Origin of the sequence: Halomonas halmophila, assembly GCF_006540005.1 — a bacterium.
GTDB classification, from domain to species: Bacteria; Pseudomonadota; Gammaproteobacteria; order Pseudomonadales; family Halomonadaceae; genus Halomonas; species Halomonas halmophila.
Genome location: NZ_BJOC01000030.1, coordinates 31,935 through 51,020, shown reverse-complemented (window position 1 = coordinate 51,020; position 19,086 = coordinate 31,935). Strand labels below are relative to the sequence as shown.

17 protein-coding genes and 1 pseudogene are annotated in these 19,086 nt (G+C 63.7%); 8 read left to right on the top strand and 10 right to left on the bottom strand.

What is annotated here, in order from left to right; all coding sequences use genetic code 11:
- The first annotated feature begins 140 nt into the window (after positions 1-140).
- A complete protein-coding gene (locus HHA01_RS11325; RefSeq protein WP_141320758.1) occupies positions 141-1,556 on the top strand; it encodes a sigma-54 interaction domain-containing protein in 1,416 nt (471 codons plus the stop codon).
- 40 nt (positions 1,557-1,596) lie between these two features.
- On the opposite strand, the gene HHA01_RS11320 is transcribed toward HHA01_RS11325, so the two are convergent.
- The 5 genes from HHA01_RS11320 to HHA01_RS11300 all read right to left on the bottom strand — a co-directional run bounded on the left by HHA01_RS11320 (position 1,597) and on the right by HHA01_RS11300 (position 8,287).
- Positions 1,597-2,370 carry a DUF3726 domain-containing protein gene (locus HHA01_RS11320; RefSeq protein WP_141320756.1) on the bottom strand — a complete coding sequence of 258 codons (774 nt, stop codon included), beginning with the start codon at positions 2,368-2,370 and terminating at the stop codon, positions 1,597-1,599.
- 43 nt (positions 2,371-2,413) lie between these two features.
- Complete coding sequence (locus HHA01_RS11315) at positions 2,414-4,156, bottom strand: hypothetical protein (RefSeq protein WP_246053892.1); 1,743 nt, start codon at positions 4,154-4,156, stop codon at positions 2,414-2,416.
- Positions 4,143-5,729: a BCCT family transporter gene (locus tag HHA01_RS11310; protein WP_141320754.1), complete on the bottom strand. Its 1,587-nt coding sequence runs from the start codon at positions 5,727-5,729 to the stop codon at positions 4,143-4,145. The genes HHA01_RS11315 and HHA01_RS11310 overlap by 14 nt, the downstream gene beginning before the upstream one ends.
- A gap of 90 nt (positions 5,730-5,819) precedes the next feature.
- Positions 5,820-6,824 (bottom strand): dipeptidase, encoded by a 1,005-nt coding sequence (locus HHA01_RS11305; protein WP_141320751.1) that lies wholly within the window; start codon positions 6,822-6,824, stop codon positions 5,820-5,822.
- A 20-nt stretch (positions 6,825-6,844) separates the two neighbouring features.
- Entirely contained in the window at positions 6,845-8,287 is a 1,443-nt protein-coding gene (locus HHA01_RS11300; RefSeq protein ID WP_141320750.1) for an aldehyde dehydrogenase family protein, read from the bottom strand.
- Between the two features lie 106 nt (positions 8,288-8,393).
- On the opposite strand from HHA01_RS11300, the gene HHA01_RS11295 reads away from it, so the two are divergent.
- Positions 8,394-9,293, top strand: a complete 900-nt coding sequence (locus HHA01_RS11295) for a LysR family transcriptional regulator (protein ID WP_141320748.1) — start codon at positions 8,394-8,396, stop codon at positions 9,291-9,293.
- Positions 9,294-9,411: 118 nt separating this feature from the next.
- Here the strand turns inward: HHA01_RS11295 and HHA01_RS15105 are convergent.
- Both HHA01_RS15105 and HHA01_RS11285 read right to left on the bottom strand, forming a co-directional pair.
- Positions 9,412-9,609, bottom strand: a pseudogene (locus HHA01_RS15105) (hypothetical protein); the annotation flags it as partial.
- Positions 9,610-9,739: 130 nt separating this feature from the next.
- Positions 9,740-10,630 carry a LysR family transcriptional regulator gene (locus tag HHA01_RS11285; protein WP_141320746.1) on the bottom strand — a complete coding sequence of 297 codons (891 nt, stop codon included), beginning with the start codon at positions 10,628-10,630 and terminating at the stop codon, positions 9,740-9,742.
- A 103-nt stretch (positions 10,631-10,733) separates the two neighbouring features.
- On the opposite strand from HHA01_RS11285, the gene HHA01_RS11280 reads away from it, so the two are divergent.
- Positions 10,734-11,840 (top strand): aldo/keto reductase, encoded by a 1,107-nt coding sequence (locus HHA01_RS11280; RefSeq protein WP_141320744.1) that lies wholly within the window; start codon positions 10,734-10,736, stop codon positions 11,838-11,840.
- A gap of 160 nt (positions 11,841-12,000) precedes the next feature.
- On the opposite strand, the gene HHA01_RS11270 is transcribed toward HHA01_RS11280, so the two are convergent.
- Positions 12,001-12,291, bottom strand: coding sequence for a winged helix-turn-helix transcriptional regulator (locus tag HHA01_RS11270; protein WP_246053891.1), 291 nt, complete (start codon positions 12,289-12,291; stop codon positions 12,001-12,003).
- Here HHA01_RS11270 and HHA01_RS11265 point away from each other — a divergent pair.
- The 5 genes from HHA01_RS11265 (at position 12,277) to HHA01_RS11250 (ending at position 16,940) form a co-directional block, all read left to right on the top strand.
- Entirely contained in the window at positions 12,277-13,212 is a 936-nt protein-coding gene (locus tag HHA01_RS11265) for an SDR family NAD(P)-dependent oxidoreductase (protein ID WP_246053890.1), read from the top strand. The genes HHA01_RS11270 and HHA01_RS11265 overlap by 15 nt on opposite strands.
- Positions 13,213-13,247: 35 nt before the next feature.
- Positions 13,248-13,370 (top strand): hypothetical protein, encoded by a 123-nt coding sequence (locus HHA01_RS15015; protein ID WP_281285697.1) that lies wholly within the window; start codon positions 13,248-13,250, stop codon positions 13,368-13,370.
- 151 nt (positions 13,371-13,521) lie between these two features.
- Positions 13,522-14,910, top strand: coding sequence for a YfcC family protein (locus tag HHA01_RS11260; protein ID WP_141320738.1), 1,389 nt, complete (start codon positions 13,522-13,524; stop codon positions 14,908-14,910).
- 2 nt (positions 14,911-14,912) lie between these two features.
- Positions 14,913-15,617, top strand: a complete 705-nt coding sequence (locus HHA01_RS11255; protein ID WP_141320736.1) for a DUF1028 domain-containing protein — start codon at positions 14,913-14,915, stop codon at positions 15,615-15,617.
- Between the two features lie 81 nt (positions 15,618-15,698).
- Positions 15,699-16,940, top strand: coding sequence for a M20 family metallo-hydrolase (locus tag HHA01_RS11250; protein WP_141320734.1), 1,242 nt, complete (start codon positions 15,699-15,701; stop codon positions 16,938-16,940).
- Positions 16,941-16,964: 24 nt separating this feature from the next.
- On the opposite strand, the gene HHA01_RS11245 is transcribed toward HHA01_RS11250, so the two are convergent.
- Both HHA01_RS11245 and HHA01_RS11240 read right to left on the bottom strand, forming a co-directional pair.
- Entirely contained in the window at positions 16,965-17,714 is a 750-nt protein-coding gene (locus HHA01_RS11245; protein ID WP_141320732.1) for a FadR/GntR family transcriptional regulator, read from the bottom strand.
- A gap of 72 nt (positions 17,715-17,786) precedes the next feature.
- The gene (locus tag HHA01_RS11240) at positions 17,787-18,980 is read right to left on the bottom strand and encodes a GAK system CofD-like protein (RefSeq protein WP_141320730.1); all 1,194 of its coding nucleotides are present in this window, start codon (positions 18,978-18,980) and stop codon (positions 17,787-17,789) included.
- Positions 18,981-19,086 lie beyond the last annotated feature (106 nt).

Genomic DNA, 19,086 nt, shown 5'->3' with positions numbered 1-19,086 from the left:
CAGGTTCAAGCAGGAAATGTGCCAGGAGTTGGTTTTCTTGTTTTTCAGTTAGTTATATAAGTCAGTGATTCATGAATGAATCACATGAGGCGTCGGCGTGATACACTTCTGTATCAATGATCCGACAATGAATCAGTCCCATGAGTGATATCGACTCTCAGACCCTGCGCACCATCATCGAAACCGCCCATGATCATTTCTTCGTGGTCGAGGCCGATGGACGAGTACGCGATGTCAGTCCGGCCGCGGCGGCGGTATACGGCATGTCCCGTGAGGACCTGTGCCGCACCACGGTCCAGGCGCTGGAAGCCGAGGGGGTGTTGCGGCCATCGGTCAGTCTGGAAGTCATGCGGACCGGCGAGCCGGCTCAGGTGGCGCAGATAACCAGCACGGGGCGGCGGGTCATCGCCCAGGCGCATCCGGTATTCGATGCCGGCAAGCTCATTGCCGTGGTCAGCCGCTCGATGGACCTCACCGACCTGCAACTGCTGCAGGAGGAATATGCACTGCTGCAGCGACGTTTCAACGAGCATCTGAGGCGAGGTGGCGGTGAAGAGGCCGGCGGCGAGATCGAGTTGTCGGATCTGGAGGCTCGCAGCGGGCTGATGCGTGAGGTCGCGCTGTTGCTCAAGCGGGTGGCGCCGACGGATGCCACGGTGTTGATGCTCGGCGAGTCGGGGGTCGGCAAGACCGCTTTCGCACGGCAACTGCACCGCTGGAGTCCTCGGCAGGCGGGGCCCTTCGTCGATGTCAATTGCGGGGCGATCCCCGAGAGTCTCTTCGAATCCGAGATGTTCGGTTATCGGCAGGGGGCCTTCAGTGGCGCTGCGCCGGGTGGCAAGGCGGGACTGATGGAGCAGGCCGAGGGCGGCACGCTGTTCCTGGACGAGGTCGGCGAGCTGCCGTTGCCGATGCAGGCCAAGCTGCTCAAGGTGATCCAGGACGGCTTCATCACGCGGCTTGGCGACACGCGAGCGAGGCGTGTCGACTTTCGTCTGGTGGTGGCCACCAACCAGGATCTGGCGCGTAGCGTCGAGGCCGGTCGCTTCCGCCTGGATCTCTATTATCGCCTCAACGTCATTCCCGTGACCCTGCCGCCGCTGCGGGAGCGGCGCGAGGACATTCCCGGGCTGGTCGAGCGCCACCTGCAGCGACTCAATACACGCTATGGTCGCGACAAGATCATCGCCCGGGATGCCTGGCAGATGCTGATGGGCCAGGAGTGGCCCGGCAACGTGCGTGAACTCGAGAACTGGCTGGAACGGGCCTGGCTCTCGGCGGGCGAAGATGTGATCCGGCCCCGGGAAGAGGCCGAAAAGACAGGAGGCGTTGAGCGGGTCGTGGCGCCGGCGGAGGAGGCACCTTCCGGGCGCCGTGGTCTGGCCGAGGGCGAGACACTCCAGGCCGCCCTGGCACGCACCGAGCGGGATATCCTGGCCGGGCTCTGCCGCGAGGCGGCTTCGACTTATGCCATCGCCGAGCGCCTCGGCATCAGCCAGCCCAGTGTGGTGAGGAAGCTGCGGCGGCATGGGCTGCGTATCAACCGGTCCCGGTGATACGGGGCATGAGTCGCGAGAACCGGGGGGCATAGCTTGTTCAGTCGTTGTCCTGGTCACCGGCGCCGGCGCCGGCGCCGTCCCGCGAGGCGTCGGTGGCTTCCACCAGCATGCGGCTGGCCAGGTGCTTTAGGCGGGCCCACACAGCCTCATCCACCTCGATGCCTTCCGTCAGGGACTGGTTGCGGCTGGCCAGCAGAGTGGATTCGTCGTGGTGGGCCAGCAGGTCGTAGCGGTAGTCGGAGCGCATGGCCGGCAGCAGGTCGACGTGGTTGGCCATCACAATGGTGATGGCATTGTTGGGCTCGTTTTCTTCCGGAATCTCCTGCACGGCATAGACGCGGATCTCCGGGACCGCACTGTTGGCACGAAAGCCGACGACCTGCTCGGTCAGCGGTTGCTGGGCGTTGCGCCAGAAGGCGGTGACGTTCATGCCGCGTCCGGCCAGTCGGGCCAGGTAGCCCATGATCAGCTGGCGGTTGTGGCAGTGGCGAATCTTGATGACCGCCAGGCCGCGTGCCCGGGCCTTGGCGAAGCCGAGCTCCAGCGACAGGGTGGAGCTGCGCAGCACGCTCTGGCCATGCCCGTCGATGACCGCCAGGTCGCCGTCCTGGTAGAGCACGCTGGGCAGGTCGTCGGGGTCATCCTCGAGCAGGAAGTCGAGGCCGCGACTCAGGGCGGCCAGGCCGCCGAGGCCGAAACACTGCATCCAGGCGACCATGTCCGCCGCATCGGCGGCGTCACCCTCCTCGAAGCCCATGCCGATGAAGGCCTTGAGACACAGGCCCTGCAGCTCGTTGTAGGATGCTTTCATGATGGTTCCCCTGCAGAGTGGTGTATGCGTTCATGGGCCCGTCTCAGCGGGCCTTGGCGGACTCTCCCGGTGACTCGGGTTCCAGCGGGAAGCTCCAGTCATCGAAGTCCTGGAGGTCGTGGGGCTCGGCATTCAGCTCCTCGACCAGCGGGGCGCCCTGAAACAGCGTGATGCGCACCCAGCGGTCCGACTTGGGGTCGAAGCGGCTGGCGCCGAAGAACGACAGCTTGGTGCGCAGCAGGTGCATGGGCTTCATGTCGCGATGCCAGAGGTTGGCGCGAATTTCGCCGTAGGCGGTATCCACCATGGTCTGGATGCGTCGCACGATGTCCTTGTGGCGCGGGTGCGCGATCAGGAACTCGACCACCAGGGCGCGCGGATTGGCCTCGAGGAACTCGCTCAGCACGCCATGGGTATGCTGTACCCGTGGGGCAATGGCCAGATGCAGCTCCTTCTCGGCACCCGGCTCCCGGTCGCGCACGCCCAGCCGCGGCTCTTCCTTCTCCACCGAGCGATACCAGAACCAGTAGCGGGCTTCCGGGGTAGTGAAGTCCTCGTTCAGGGCCCAGTCGTAGTGGGTCTCGATCAACTGCTTGAGACGCACCAGGGGCATGTCCGGGGTCATTTCCATGCGCTCGATGACGCCCATCTGGTCTTCCAGATAGTCGACCCGCTCGGGGTAGAGCTCGATCAGTAGCGTATGAATCAGCTCCTGGGTCTCGAACGGTAAAGTGCGAGCACTCCAGGCTGTCAGCTGTTGCCAGAGGTCGTCCTCCAGCGGCATTTCTTCCAGCCAGGCAATGACCTCGGGCAGGGCCGCCACGGTCTGCGCGTTGCGCTCACCCTGTTCGATGTCCTCGCTGACCGTCTGCTCCAGGTGCTGCATGGCGCGTCGCGTCAGTGTCAGCAGGCGCTGGCGCCGGTCTTCATCAGGGGCCTGACGCAGCGCAGTCATCAGGGCGCTTTCACGACAGGTGATCCACTGCTGGATCAACTGCGGATGATTGATCAGGAAGGGCGCCATGCCGAGCCCGGTGGAGTTGCCGATGCCCAGATAACGCCGCAGTTCGCGGGCCAATGGCACGGCGTCATCTGGGCTCTGGTGACGGGCAATATGCTCGACCTGCTCGATGGAGAAGTGGCGCAGCAGATAGACCGCCATCATCTGCGCCGAGAAGGGGCGGTGAAAGTCGGCGTTGTTCTGCAGGCGCACGAAGTCGGCGATGCCGAACTTGCCATTGCCGTAGACGGCGGTGGTTCGGTAAAGGTAGCCGACCCGGGTGATCTGGCCGGAGTCCGGCTGGCGGCCGCTGGACAGGGCCTCGACGAAGTGCGCGAAATTGCGCAGGCTACGATTGGCGCGCGACAGCACCAGCAGGCGCGGGTGCTGCCGGCCGGCTTCCTGCAGAGGAACATTGGCGGCCATCTGCTCGAGCAGCCCGTCGTGGACATCGCCTTCCACCAGGCCGAAGGTCACGTCCCAGGCCTGGGCGATGACCCGGTCGGAGCGCTGCTCCGGCTCCAGATGCTGGGAGAAGATCACCCCGTGGTAACGGCCCTGGGGCGTCTGCAGGCGGTAGATGGCCACGCCATGGCCCGCGGCATCCAGGTCGAAACGCGCGCAGCTCACCTGCCAGCGCTGGTGCGCCATCTGGCGTACCAGGCTACGCACGAAGCTGAGCCGACTGGCATGCAGGCTGCCCAGGCGCTCGAGCGTCATCGCTTCATCGGCAGGGCGCAGCGCCACCGGGGTGGCGCCGGCCGTGGTGACATCAAGCATGGTCATGGTCCAGCACACGTCGAGCGGAAAGGCCCTGGGCGCGTGCCATGGCATAGGCCGCCTGCGGGCCGGTCCACAGCGATGGCAGCAGCACCAGCGAGACGGGAATGGCGGTCAGCACGATGAACTGCTGCAGCACGCTGATCTGGCCGGACCCCATGTACAACAGGATGCCCGCCATGAGCGCCATGGCAATGCCCCAGAAGGCACGCACCAGGGCGTTGGGTTCATCATGCCCGGAGCCCACCACGGCAATCGCATAGCTCATCGAGTCGCCGGTGGTGGCCACGAAGATGGTGGTCAGCAGCAGAATCGCGAGTGCCATGACGGTGCCGCCCGGCAGGGCCTGTGCCACGGTCAGAGTGGCCACGTCGAACTGGAAGTTGTTCAGGGCCTCGGTGAGGTCGATGGCGCCGGTGAGCTGATAGTGAATCCCCGAGCCGCCCAGCAGGGTGAACCAGACCGTGGTGGCGATCGGCGCCATGACGGCCACGGCCAGGATCATCTGGCGGATGGTACGGCCCCGCGAGATGCGCGCCACGAAGATCGCCATCAGCGGGCCATAGCCGATGAACCAGGCGAAGAAGAACACCGTCCACCACTTCATCCACCAGGCGGGTGCGGTTTCGGCGGTCATGGTCGCCATGGTGAAGAAGGAGGTCAGGTAGGTACCGAAGCCCTGGGTGAAGGCGTTGGTCAAAAAGAGCGTGGGCCCGAACACGAAGATGACTGCAGCGATGACCAGGGCCAGGAAGACATTGAAGCGGCTGAGGATCTGAATGCCGCGCTGAATACCGGTCATCGCCGAGGTGACATAGACGGCAGCCAGGGCCACCAACACGATCAACTGGGTAGCGAAGCCTTCCGCCATGCCGAAAAGGTCATGCAGGCCGAAACTGACCTGGGTGGCCAGAAAACCGATGGGGCCGACGGTGCCGGCGACCACGGCGATCACGCACAGGGCATCGACCACGCCGCCGAACCAGCCGCTCATGATGCGCTCGCCCAGTACCGGATAGAGCAGGGTGCGCGGTTGCAGTGGCTGGCCCTTGTCATAATGGGCATGGGCCAGCACCACGGCGGTCAGTGAGCCGAGCACAGCCCATGCCAGAAAGCCCCAGTGCATGAACGACTGGGCCAGTGCGCCGGCGATGGCCTCTGGCGTGCCGGCCTCGGTGGGAAAGGCCGGCGGTGTGACCACGAAGTGATAGACCGGCTCACCAGCGGCGAAGAAGACGCCACCGCCGGCCAGCAGGGTACACATGATGATCGAGAGCCACTTGAAAGTGCTCAGTTCGGGCTTGTCGAGATTGCCGATCTTGGCGCTGGCTGCCGGCGCGAAGGCCACGCCCATGGCCACGAAGAAGGTGATCAGCAGCAGCAACTGGAAGTAGGCCCCTAGGGTGCGTGCCGTCCAGGCGAAGCCGTTGCCGATGGCGTTGGCGACCATCTCGATGTCATACAGGGACAGGCCGACGAACAGCAGAATGAAGCCGATGCTCAGCGTCAGCACGATGGGATCGCCCAGGCGACGCTGTGCGCTGGACGAGGCGTGAGAATTGGCGTTTTGTTGTGTCATGGTTCCAGCCTTTTGCTGTGGGCCCCAGGGGCCTTGTTGTTGTCAGTCAAGCTGTTGTTCGCCGATCAGGTGCGAGGCCCTGGCCCGGCGTCAGGCCGCAGCCTCCCTTGGGGCTGGCACAGCGGCATTCTTCAGCAGCGCCAGCCAGTTCTGCCCCATGATGCGATCGATCGATGCCTCATCGAAGCCGCGTCGGCGCAGTCCGTCGATCAGGTTGGGAAAGTCGCGATTGTCGCGCAGCCAGGCCAGTGGCTCGGGCCAGCCGGCGTTGTGCTGGCTGCCTTCGCCGTAGTCCATGTCGCGCGACCAGCGGCCGTTGCGCATCCATTCCAGCACCGAGGTGGGTTGCCCCTGGCACAGGTCGGTGCCGATGGCGAGGTGCTCGATGCCCATCAGATCAGCGGTGCGCGCGATCATGTCGCAATAGTCCTCGAGGCTGCAGTCCGGCCCGTTCTTAAGGTGAAAGGGGTAGGCCGAAAAGCCGAGCAGGCCGCCCGACTCGGCAATCGCCTCGAGCACCCGATTGGACTTGTTGCGCTTGGCGTCGCGGAAGAAGCTCGGGTTGGCGTGCGAGATGATGACCGGTTGTTCGGAGAACTCCACGGCCTCCAGGGTCGAACGTTCGGCACTGTGCGACATGTCGATGATCATGCCGACACGGTTCATCTCGCGGATGACCTGGCGGCCGAAGCGCGTGATGCCGCTGTCGTCACTCTCGTAGCAGCCACAGGCCAGCAGGCTCTGATTGTTGTAGGTCAGCTGCATGATCAGCAGCCCCAGGTCGCGCATCAGCGCGACCATGTCGATGTCATCCTCGATGGGCGAGCAGTTCTGGGCACCGAAGAAGATGCCCACCTTGCCCGCCTGGCGTGCCCGCTGGATATCGGCGGCCTCGCGGACCGGCATGATGAGGTCACCATGCGCCTCGAAGCGGCGCTTCCACTCACCCATGCGCAGCAGCGTTTCGCGGATGTTCTCGTGGTACACCAGGGTGGCGTGGACGGCGTCCACACCGCCCTCGCGCATCTGCTCGAAAATCTCCCGCGACCAGTTGGAGTACTGCAGGCCGTCGATGATCAATCTTTCCTGCGACATGATGAACTCCTCGGCGCGGCTTACTGAAGCTTGACGTAGCTGGTCTTGACCACGGTGTAGAACTCGCGGGCATAGCGACCCTGCTCGCGCGGGCCGAAGCTGGAGTTCTTGCGGCCGCCGAAGGGCACATGGTAATCCGTGCCGGCGGTGGCCAGGTTGACCATCACGCAGCCGGTCTCGGCACGCGCCTTGAAGTCGTTGGCCAGCTTGAGAGAGTCGGTGATGATGCCGGCGGTCAGGCCGAACTGGGTGTCATTGAGGGTGTTGATGGCCTCTTCGTAATCGCGCACCTTGATCACGCTGGCAATGGGCCCGAAGACTTCCTCGCGGTTGAGCGGCATGTCATTGGTAGTCTCGGTGAACAGGGTCGGCGCCATGAAATAGCCATCGGTGTCGCACTCGACGCGTTCGCCGCCGAAGGCCAGGTGGGCGCCATCCTGCTGAGCGCGGGAGACCCAGGCAAGATTCGACTCCAGCTGGCGGGCATCCACCGCCGGACCCATCTGCACCCCGTCTTCCAGCGCATGGCCGACGCGAATGGTCTGCAGCTTGGCGACCAGCTTCTCGACGAAGGCATCATGCACCGCCTCGGTGACGATCAGCCGCGAGGAGGCCGTGCACTTCTGCCCCGTGCCGGAATAGGCACCGGCGTAGGCGGCTTCCACGGCCAAGTCCAGATCGGCATCGTCGGCCACGATCAGGGCATTCTTGGAGCCCATCTCCAGCTGGCACTTGACCAGGTTGCCGGCGGTGGCGGCGGCCACGCGGCGGCCCACGTCCAGCGAGCCGGTAAAGCTCAGGGCGTGGATGTCGGGGCTGGAGATCAGGGCATCGCCGACGCTGCTGCCGGCGCCCATCAGCAGGTTGAAGGTGCCGGCGGGCAGGGTCTGGCGGCTGATGATCTCGGTCAGTGCCCAGGCACTGGCCGGCACCAGATTGGCGGGCTTGAAGATCACCGCATTGCCGAACGCCAGGGCCGGCGCGATCTTCCATACGGCGGTGGCCATGGGAAAGTTCCAGGGGCTGATGATGCCGACGATGCCCACCGGCTCGCGGCGGGTATCCACCTCGATGCCCGGGCGCACGGAGTCGACCCGCTCGTCGATCTGGCGCAGCACTTCGGCCGCGTAATAACGGAAGAACTGACCGGAGCGGTAGACCTCGCCGACACCCTCGGCCAGTGCCTTGCCTTCTTCACGCGACAGCAGCCGGCCCAGTTCATCCTTGCGCGCGATCAGCTCGTCGCCGATGGCCATCAAGGCGCTGTAGCGCTGCTCCAGGCCGCTCTGGCGCCACTCGGCCAGCCCCTGGCGGGCCGCCTGAATGGCCTCGCCGACCTGGTCGCTGGTGGCCTGTGCATACTGGCCGATGACGTCGCTGGTGTCGGACGGGTTGATATTGACGATGCTGTCCTGGCCTTCAACCCAGGTGCCGTTGATATAGAGAGCGTGAAGGTGAGACATGAAGAACCTCCTTTGAACGTTGCCATCATGCTAAGCAAGCGTTAAGGATAAGAATAATCAATAATTAAAATGCTTTGATAAGTCTTTGTTACCTTGTGAGGGTGCCATGCTTCCCGAGCTCAAGATCCAGCCCCTGCGCTATGTGCTGGCGATTGTCGATGCCGGCGGCTTCCATGCCGCCGCTCGCCAGCTGCATCGCACCCAGCCGGCGATTTCCATGGCGGTACGCGAACTCGAGCGACAGCTGGGCGAGTCCCTGTTCGAGAAAGGCAGCAAGGCGACACTGACGCCTTTCGGTGCCTACTGTCTGCCGCGTTTCCGCGAACTGATCACCCAGCATGATCGCCTGAGCCGCGAGCTGGCCGCCCAGGTCCACCATCAGGCCGGACATGTCGACATAGCGGCTGTGCCTTCGGTGGCCAGCCGTCTGATGCCGCATCTGCTCAATGACTTCATTCAGCGCCATCCTGCCCTGAGGGTCAGCCTGCAGGACGGCAATGCGGATTTTGTCCGGCAGTTGGTGGTCAGCGGCGATGTCGAGCTGGGGCTGACCAGTCTCTGGCAGGCCGATGCCGACCTCTCGTTCAGGCCGCTGATGCGCGATGCCGTCGGGGTGGTATGCCGCGATGATCACGCCTTTGCGGAACGGTCCTCGCTGGGCTGGGAGGAGCTGCAGGACGAGGTGTTGATTCGCAACGGGACATCCCGTCTGCTGGCGGGCACGGAGGCCGAGCCGCTGTTATCTCGCAGTGCCTTCGAGATCTCCAACATGATCTCGCTGACCGCCATGCTGGTGGCCGGGATCGGCGTGACCATCCTGCCGCGCCTGGCATTCGCCGAGGAATACGAGCGCCTGCGCTTCATTCCCTTGGCGAGTCCCTGCGTCGAGCGTGAAATCGGCTTGCTGAGAATGAGCCGGCGCAGTCTCTCGCCGGCTGCCAAGGCCATGGAAGCGTTCGTTATCGAAACCCTTGGGGAGCGGCCGATCTCCGAGGTCGGCCGCTGAGTTTGACTGCTCCTTGGCCGACAGCTATCGCATCGGACTCGAAAAGCGGATCGACGCCATAGCGTTGGCGTTCGGCGTTGTGCTTCGAGAGACGTTCGTTCTACATGATCGATGGTCGTCAGTCAGCCGGCCCGATCAGGTGCTTGACCTCCGGGTAGGCGGCAAGCCCCCAGGGGCCGAGTTCGCGGCCGATGCCGCTGTGTTTGAAGATGAACTCGCCCTGATTCGTCAAGATGCGATGCCGAGCGTCGCGTACCGCGGCCAGTCCTTCGTCGGCGGCGATATCCAGATAGTCTTCGACGCTCTGGCGATGGCGCGGATCGAATGGCTGGCTCGCACCATCATGATGGTGGCTCGGTTTTCAGCAGAGAGGTGGCGATAGCAGTGAGGCATGGCAACACCGCACCTGATGGGTCATGTGTTGCACTCGGTCATTGAGACCGCTATCAATGAGACTTTAAAGCGTCAATCAAGGCGCGTAGCGCAACGGGTATGTGGCGGCGGTTTGGGTAGTAGAGATAGTAGCCAGGGAAGGTGGGGCACCACTCAGCGAGTACCTGGATCAATTGCCCAGAAGCGATGTCGTCGGCCACATCATGCTCTAGCAGATAGCCGAGGCCTGCGCTGGCTCTAACCGCCGCTACTGCGAGCGGTGCTTCATTAACAATCAGCGGGCCGTCGGTGTGTATCTTGAACTCCCGACCATTGTGCTCAAATTCCCAGGGTAATAGACCGCCGGATGTCGCGAGCCGGAAGCCAATGCAGCGATGGCGTTTCAGGTCTGCCGGTGTCCGGGGCTTGGGGTGTCGTGCGAAGTAGTCCGGTGTGCCCACCACCACCGTGCGCATCTGCGGCCCAACGCGGACGGCAACCATGTCCTTCTCAACCGTCTCACGAAAGCGGATGCCTGCATCAAACCCTGCGGCCACAATATCGGTCAACCCGTTCTCTATGCTCACCTCCACCTGAACATCCGGATTGTTAAGTAGAAAGGTGGGTAGCACGGGCTCCAGAATCATCTGCGCTGCATGGGCAAAGGTGGTAATGCGGATGGTTCCCGAAGGCGATTCGCGCCACTGGGCCAGTGCGGACAGGCCACCCTCTATTTCTGCCAACGCCGGGTCGAGTGAGCGTAGCAGGCGTTCGCCGGCCTCGGTCGGGGCAACGCTGCGCGTGGTGCGCGCTAATAAGCGAACACCTAGGCGATCCTCGAGCCCGCGCATGGCATGGCTGAGGGCGGAAGGGGACATGGCCAGAAGGGCGGCGGCACGAGTGAAGCTGCGTTCGCGTGCCACGGTCGCAAAGGCCAGAAGATCATTGAGCTCTCGTCGCTGCATTGCTGCATTCTATTCACAAGTTCATGCATTTGCCAGATCTAGTCGTCACACGACGATTACCCTATGGTGCGAGCGAGACGTTAATCGCTATAGGAGAAAAAACATGGATTTAACCCATTACCGTATGTTGGGAAATTCGGGGCTTGCAGTGAGTCCGCTGGCGCTGGGCACCATGACGTTTGGTACTGGTCGCTGGGGGACAGGAGAGGAAGCATCACGCGACGTGTTCAATGCCTACATCGAAGCTGGCGGTAACTTTGTCGATTCGGCAGATGTCTATTCAGATGGCCAGAGCGAAAAGATGTTAGGCGGTTTCATTGCCGAAAGAAGCCTGCGAGACAGCTTGGTGATTTCGACGAAATCCGGCTTTTCCCGCACTCAGGGGGCGCCCAATTCCGGCGGGAGTGGCGCGAAGAATATCCGCCTTGGGCTGGAGGGTTCTCTCAAGCGACTGGGCACCGATTATATCGACATGTTCTGGGTTCATGTGTGGGATCGGTACACGCCCGCAGAAGAGCTGCTGCAAACGCTGGTCGATGCGAAGCGGAGTGGAAAAATCCTTCATTACGGTTTCTCGAATACGCCTGGTTGGTATATCGCCAAAATCGCCACGTTAGCCCAGGCACACGGGCTGCCCGCGCCGGTCGGTCTGCAGTATCAATACTCGCTTATCGAACGGGGCATCGAACTCGACATCCTGCCTGCCGGTAACGAGTTCGGGCTTGGTATGGTGCCCTGGAGCCCACTGGGCGGTGGCCTCCTCAGCGGCAAATATGGTCGTGACATGCTTGCCGAGTCGCACCGTGAAGGAGGACTACCGGACAAGGCGGGTGCGGCGCAGGAAGGCAACGATGGCCGTCTGAACGGCGACAACCCTTTCGGTGGAATGCTATTTACCAAGCGCAACTTCGATGTCGTCGACGTGGTGCGCGACGTGGCTCAGGAGATAGACCGCTCGATGGCTGAGGTGGCGCTGGCCTGGGTCGTCAATCGGCCTGGCGTTTCCAGCGTATTAGTCGGTGCCAGTCGCGTTGCCCAACTATCCCAGAATATTGCTGCTCTCGATATCATGCTCAGCCCCGAACAGCAGGGCCGTCTTGACCGGGTTAGCGAACTGGCGCAGATCAACCCTTACTATATCTTCCAACTACCGCCGGACCTGATCCGTGGCGTGCCATCCGTCACTTCGTGGAGCGCAAGGGGTATCTGACCTCCCGGGAAGAGTACCAGGGAAGCACCCACCGCAAGCTCTACCGTGCAACCGACATCGGTCGGGAAGGGCTGGCGGTGGCCAAGCGAATCCTCAATCCGCATAACCTGGGGATTGGTGGTCGGAGTGGGAGGCTCTTTCAGGCCGTCGGGGTTGAGCATCACCTCGACGGTCGCGGTACCGAGCGTTGTGACATGAGTTTCTCGACCTCGGTCATATGCTCCGTTCCCCAGGCGCAGAGCGGTTTCAAGGCTTCGGCGAGGGTCTGACCGAACGCAGTGAGGGAATACTCGACTCTTGGCGGAATTTCCTTGAAGTCGAGCCGGTCGACGATCCCATCAGCCTCCAATTCCTTGAGTTGCTGAATGAGCACCTTGTCACTGACATTGCCGATGGCGCGCCTCAGGTCGCCATAACGTCGCGTTTGGTGGGCAAGGTGGAACAGGATCAAGGGTTTCCACTTGCCACCGATGACAGCCAACGCAGCGTCCAGCCCACAGATAAAGCCAGATGTTGTCATTTCGCATGCTCCAGTAAGTACTTACTAAAAGGTGCATACTTTAATAAAGGAAATCAAGTCTCTATTCTCTATTTCGAAGCGGTTATCATTTTTCAGGAGATCGAGATGGGTAGGCTTGAAGGTAAAATCGCCGTCATAACCGGCGGCAACAGCGGTATCGGTCTGGCGACGGCCAAACGGTTTGTGGCGGAAGGTGCCGAAATTTTCATTACTGGTCGTCGTCAAGAAGAGCTGGACAGAGCGGTAGAGGCGATCGGCTCCGGAGTGACCGCGGTGCAGGGCGATGTTTCGCGTCTGGACGATCTTGAGCGGCTGTTCGAGACGGTGCGTGCGAAAAGCGGACGAATAGACATTCTCTTCGCCAATGCCGGGCTTGGAAGCCTGGCTCCGCTTGGCACCATCGACGAGGCGTCGTTCGATTTGACCTTCGATGTCAATGTCAAGGGAGCACTATTCACGGTGCAAAAGGCTCTGCCGCTTATGCAGGACGGAGGATCCATCATTCTTACCGGTTCGACTACCGGCTCGACGGGAACACCGGCGTTCAGCATCTACAGCGCGACCAAGGCGGCAATCCGCAATTTTGCCCGAAGCTGGGCCCTGGACCTGAGAGGGACAGGCATCCGCGTAAACGTGCTCTCTCCCGGCGCCACCGAGACACCCGGCCTCAAGGGCTTGGCAAGTGCGGGCGAGGAAGATGCTTTGCTGGAGGGTCTTGCTTCGCAGATACCTCTCGGTCGTACCGGGCACCCCGAGGAGACGGCGGCGGTGGCGCTCTTTCTTGCCTCGAATGAAAGCAGCTTCATGACCGGTAGTGAGGTCTTCGCTGACGGCGGGGCCGCACAAGTCTGACGGCCGCTCACATCCAGGCCCCGAGCATTCTTTCCTTGGGGCCTTTTGTCGAGCGCGAAATCGGCCTGCTGCGCATGAGCCAGCGCAGCCTATCGCCGGCTGCCAAGGCCATGGAAAGCTTCATCATCGAGGAGCTTGCCTCGACCGGCGAGGCATAGCGCGCTGGCAGTTGTCTGGCAGGGCGTATTGACCCGACTATTTATCATGATAAATTGAACCGGGTGCCGGTCGCCTTGCGGCTTGCCTGAGGGCTGTCGCGCCCGCGGCCGGTCATTCGTCCCCTGTCTGACTTATAACAAGGACAACGTCATGAACCAGCAAGCCCAGGCGCAGCAGGCGCGCAAACCGTGGTACCGGACGGTCCCCGACCCCATGGTGCTGATCTTCCTGATCCTGGTCGCCACCTATGTGCTGACCTTCTTCATTCCGGCCGGCGAGTTCGAGCGCGTGATGCGCGATGGCCGTACCACCGTGGTGCCGGGTTCCTTCCACTATCTGAAGGATGTGGCGCCGATCCATCCCTTCGATATCTTCGTGGCCATTCCCAAGGGGCTGATCTCGGCCTCGCAGTATCTGTTCATCGTCTTCATCGCCGGTGGGCTCTTCCATATCCTGCAGAAGAGCGGGGCGCTGGAGAATGCCATCGGTGTGGCGGTGCGCCGCGTCGGCGTCGAACGACGTAACCTGATCATCACCGTGGGCACCTTCATCTACGGCTTCTTCGGCGTTGCCGTGGGTTTCGAGAACAACATTGCCCTGGTGCCGATCGCCGTGCTGATCGCCAGTGCCATCGGCTGCTCGAGCCTGGTGGGCACGGCCATGGCCGTCGGTGGTATCGGCGTCGGCTTCGCGCTGTCACCGATCAACCCCTATACCGTGGGCGTGGCCCAGGGCATTGCCGAGTTGCCGACCTTTTCCGGCGCCTGGTTGCGTACCCTGATGGTGGTCACCTCGCTGGCGCTCCTGTCGCTGTACATCTGCAAGCGGGTCACGCGCATGGACTTCGAAGAGTCGCCGCATGCCGAAACGCTCAGCAAGCACCTCAGTGACTATCGCATGAGCCGTCGCGACTGGCTGACCCTGGGCGTCTTCGTCGGTGGTCTGGTGGCCATGCTGTTCGGTGTCTTCATGGCCGGCTGGTACATCAACGAGATCGCCGGCATCTTCCTGCTGCTGGCGATTGTCATCGGTGCCATCAATGGCCTCGGTGCCAACGGCATCGTCAAGCAGATGATGGAAGGCGCGGCCGGTGTTACCGCCGGGGCGCTGGTCATCGGGGTCGCGGCGTCGATCCAGGTGATCCTCGAGCAGGCGCAGATCATCGACACCATCGTCAACTCCTTGAGCGGCCTGATCGAGGGCATCCCGATCATGTTCGCCGCGGTCATGGCGAGTGTCGTCCAGGGCGTGATCAACCTCTTCGTGCCGTCCGGTTCCGGTCAGGCACTGGTGACCATGCCGATCCTGATACCGGTGGCCGACCTGGTGGGCATGAGCCGCCAGCTGATGATCACCGCTTTCCAGGTGGGTGACGGCCTGACCAACCTGATCGTGCCGACTTCCGGCGGGACCCTGGCCATGCTGGCCCTGGGGCGGGTGTCCTATGCGCAGTGGCTCAAGGCCATCATGCCGTTTATGGCCATGGTCTACCTGCTGTGCTGGGGTGGTCTGATCATCGGCCATCTGGTGGGCTATTGAGCATGACGCTATCGCTGGTGCACCTGAACCCCGAGACCGGGACCTCCGCCTGTCTCGCCGCCACCGGGAGTGTGGCGGTGGGCGGCTACGTCAACCACTGCTGGCGGGGCATCGGGGCCTGTGCCACCCAGGGGCTGGCCACCAACCCCTGGTATCCGGAAACCATCCGACGGGGGCTCGAGGGCGGTCTGAGCGCTCGGCAGGTGCTGGACGATGTCACCGCGGCGGATGCCGATGCCGCCAGACGCCAGTGCCTGGTGATGGAGGCCTCCGGCCGGGCGGAACTGCACACCGGCACGGCCAACCAGCCGGCCCTGTCCGCCGCGCTTTACCCGGGTGTGGCGGCGGCCGGCAACATGCTGGCCAATGATCGCGTGGCCGGGGCCATGGTCGAGGCGTTTCTGGTCGCGACCTGTGATGACCCGCAGGCGGTGCTGGCCGAAGGCCGTTCCCCGGTGTTTCGAGACCACCACGACAGCGCCCTGCTCGGCGCCCTGATCGATGCCCTGGAGGCCGGGCTGGCCGCCGGCGGCGATGTCCGCGGCTGTCGCTCGGTGGCCCTGCGCATCGAGTCATTCCACACGGCGCCGATCGACCTGCGCCTGGACTGGGCCGATGTCGATCCGGTGGCCGAGATGCGTGCTCTGGCCGGGCGCGTCGAGGCCGCGGATTTTCAGGCCTTCCTGGGCTCCCTGCCTCACCACTGATGTCGGCTCGCCGCCGGTATCACGACAATGCTTGCCGCGCCCCGCCGATGGCCGGGGCCCGGTCTGGAGATGATGATGTCGATGCATGAGCAAGATGCCCGACTGGGGCATGAGCTGCTGGCCTGGCTGGATGCCGCCGGCGAACACTCCCTGCCCGGGCCGGGCGTGACCCGGCTGTTCTGCAGCCGGGAGCATCAGGCGGTACTCGAGTTGATCCGCGGCTGGATGCGCGAGGCCGGCCTGGAACCCGAGCTGGATGCCGCCGGCACCCTGGTAGGCAGTTGCCCGCGGGCAGCGGCCGGTGAGCCGACGCTGATTCTGGGTTCCCACCAGGACACGGTCGTCGAGGGCGGCAAGTACGATGGCATGCTGGGCGTGGCCCTGCCGCTGATGGCACTCAAGGCGCTGCGCGAGCAGGGGATCGAGCTGCCCTATGGCGTTCAGGTCGTGGCCTTCGGCGACGAGGAGGGTACACGCTTCCAGTCGACGCTGATCGGCAGCCGCGCCCTGGCCGGCACTCTGGACGCCCAGAGTCTACAGGCCACGGATGCCGAGGGCGTGAGCCTGGCCGAGGCGCTGCGCGATTTCGGCGGTAACCCCGATGCCATCCCGGCCCTGGCCCGGGACCCCGAGCGGGTGCTGGGTTTCTGCGAGGTGCATATCGAGCAGGGGCCGGTACTCGAGCAGCGTGATCATGCCGTGGGCGTGGTCACCGCGTTGACCGGCATCGAGCGTCATCGCGTCACGCTCACCGGCAAGGCCGGGCATGCCGGCACCACGCCCATGCCGGGCCGTCGCGATGCGCTGGTCGGTGCCTCGGCCATGGTGGTGGAGGCCGACCGAGTGCTCAACGCCACCGATGACCTGGTCGGCGTGGTTGGCAAGCTCGAGGTGCGACCCAATGCGGTCAATGTCATCCCCGCCGAGGTGACCTTCACCCTGGAGCTGCGCTCTCCCGATCCCGAGGTCCGCAAGGCCGGCCGCGATCGCCTGTTATCCACGTTCACCGGGATCGCCGAGCAGCGTGGGCTGGCGCTCGACCTGGAGCAGACCTACAGCGCCGAGGCGGTGGATTGCGCGGACTGGATGATCGAGGCCCTGGAAGCGGCGAGCGCCGCCTGCGGCCAACCGGCCGAGCGCCTGTTCAGCGGCGCCGGGCATGATGGCCTGGCGATGCACGACCTGACCGATATCGGCATGTTGTTCGTGCGTTGCCGCGACGGCCTCAGCCACCACCCCGACGAGGCGATCACCGCCGATGACGCCGATGCCGCGACGCGCGTCATCATGGCCTTCCTGCAGGGCATGCGCGAACGAGTTTGACGTTGATCGTGACGGATGTGCTTTTTAAGCTTCTGACAGAAACCCTCTACGCACCTGCGCCTCCTGGCGGTTCATGACCGTCAACGCCGATTCCAGGTGCTCGTGCATGATGCGCCGGGCCTGCTCGGCATCACCGGCCTCGATAGCGTCGAGGATATCGGCGTGGTAGCGGCAGCCGGTCGTGCCCAGGTCATGGGTGGCCGGCTCGTAGAGGCGACGATAGATCGTCAGGTCCGAGAGGATCTGGGTGGTGAAGCGGATGATGAAGCTCAGCAGCGGATTGCCGCCGGATAGTTCGGCCAGCATGAGGTGAAAGTCCAGCGAGTCGATGTGCTGCTGGCGCTCCTCTTCGGCATCACAGGCCGTGTGAGCATAACTGTGCAGGCTGGCGCGCAGGCGTGCCATGTCATCCGCGCCGACACGACCCGCCAGCGAGGCCGCGAGCCCCGGCTCCAGGGCCAGGCGAATCTGGTAGATGTCGTGGATCGAGATGTCCTGGAAGAACAGGTAATGGCTCATCAGCGAGATGGCCCGGGACTCGCTCATGGCGCTCACGAAGGCGCCGCCGCCGGGGCCGGTGCGCGTTTTCACCAGCCCCTGGGCCTCCAGCACGCGGGTGCTCTCGCGCACCGTGCCCTTCGATACCCCGAGTTGTGCCATCAGTTCTGCCTCGCCGGGCAGACGGTCGCCGGGCTTGAGCTGCTGCTCGACGATCCAGTCCTTGATGGTCTCCGCCACCTGATAGGGGCGCCGCTTGCTGGAGTTGCCTGCCATGACGTCTGCTATCCGCTCTTGAACACAGGGCGAGCGTAACAGAGCGGAGCCGGTCGCGGGACCGCCGGCCTCTCAGACCAGCGACAGCAGGGCGGTCGCCAGCAGGTCCGGGTCGTAGCGCGAGGCCGAGGCGTCCTTGACCAGCCGGGTGTCGATCAGGGTGATGCCCAGCGACTCGACGAAATCAGCGGACAGCGAGCCGGTGTAGTCGCCGTGGCGGCTGTCGAGGAGCACGAAGTCCAGCAGTTCATGGGCCGGACAGTCCGCGCCGACATCGCGGCGCAGGGTGTCGAGCAGGATGGTGATCTGCTGCGCCAGGTCGATGCCGGTCAATTCCGGGTCGGGGCTCGAGTTGGGGATGAAGACCTTGGGGCAGGGGTTGGCATGCACGGCCCGGCCGACGCCCTCCGGCAGCAGGTTGGCCAGCAGGCTGGAGTAGAAGCTGCCCGGCGGGTAGCAGATCAGCTCCGCGGAGGCGATCAGACGGCGGTTCTTCTTGCGCAGGCCGGCGCTGACGGGCACGAATTCATCGCGGCTGGCGGAGAGCGCCAGGTGGGCGATGGGGGAGCTCAAGGGGGCGACTTCCTTGCCGGTGATGCGGTGCTGGCCGACCACCCGGCGACCATCCGCGAGGGTGACCGCCAGGTGATAGTCCTTGTTGACCACGGCGCGCACCGTGCCGCGCACATGCACCAGCTTGGAGAACAGGAAGATGATCTGGTCGAGCTGCTGATGGTTGTTCAGGTAGCCGCCGGCCAGGATCAGGTTGCCGATGCTGGCGCCACGCAGGTCGAAGTCCTCGGGCATGGCCTCGCGGAAGAAGCCGAGCTGATTGCAGATCAACCGCCGCATGGGGTTGGGGATGTCCGCCGCCAGTGAATGGCGGCCGGCAATCAGCTCGTCCAGGGTGGCCAGCAGCGTGGCCTGGCTGGCCTCCGCGGACAGCCGATGGGTGAACAGCCGGTAGACTTCCGGGTGCCCCAGTATGGAGTCATCGGCCAGCGCCATCAGCCGGCTGCGCAGGTCGCCGATGGCCGGCATGGCGAAGGCCTCGCGCAGCTTGGCCGAGCTGCCGCCGGAATCGAAGGGCGTGACCAGATGGATCGAATTGTGCGTGTAATGCTGCAGGCGACGGGACAGGCCGTTGAGCGCCGAACCGCCGCTGAAGAAGAGAAGCGGCGGGCCCAGCTCGGGGGCCTTCTGATAGCGCTGAACCCGCAGTGGATCGGGAATCTGCGCGGTGCGGGTGACGCGGATGTTGGTCATGCCATCGACCCTTCTCTTGATCGTCTCCTGGCGAATAGAGTGCCTGTTTTGGCTGGGCTTGTCGCCCTTGTCGGCTCCCGGCCGCTGCCGGTCTTAACGCAAATGT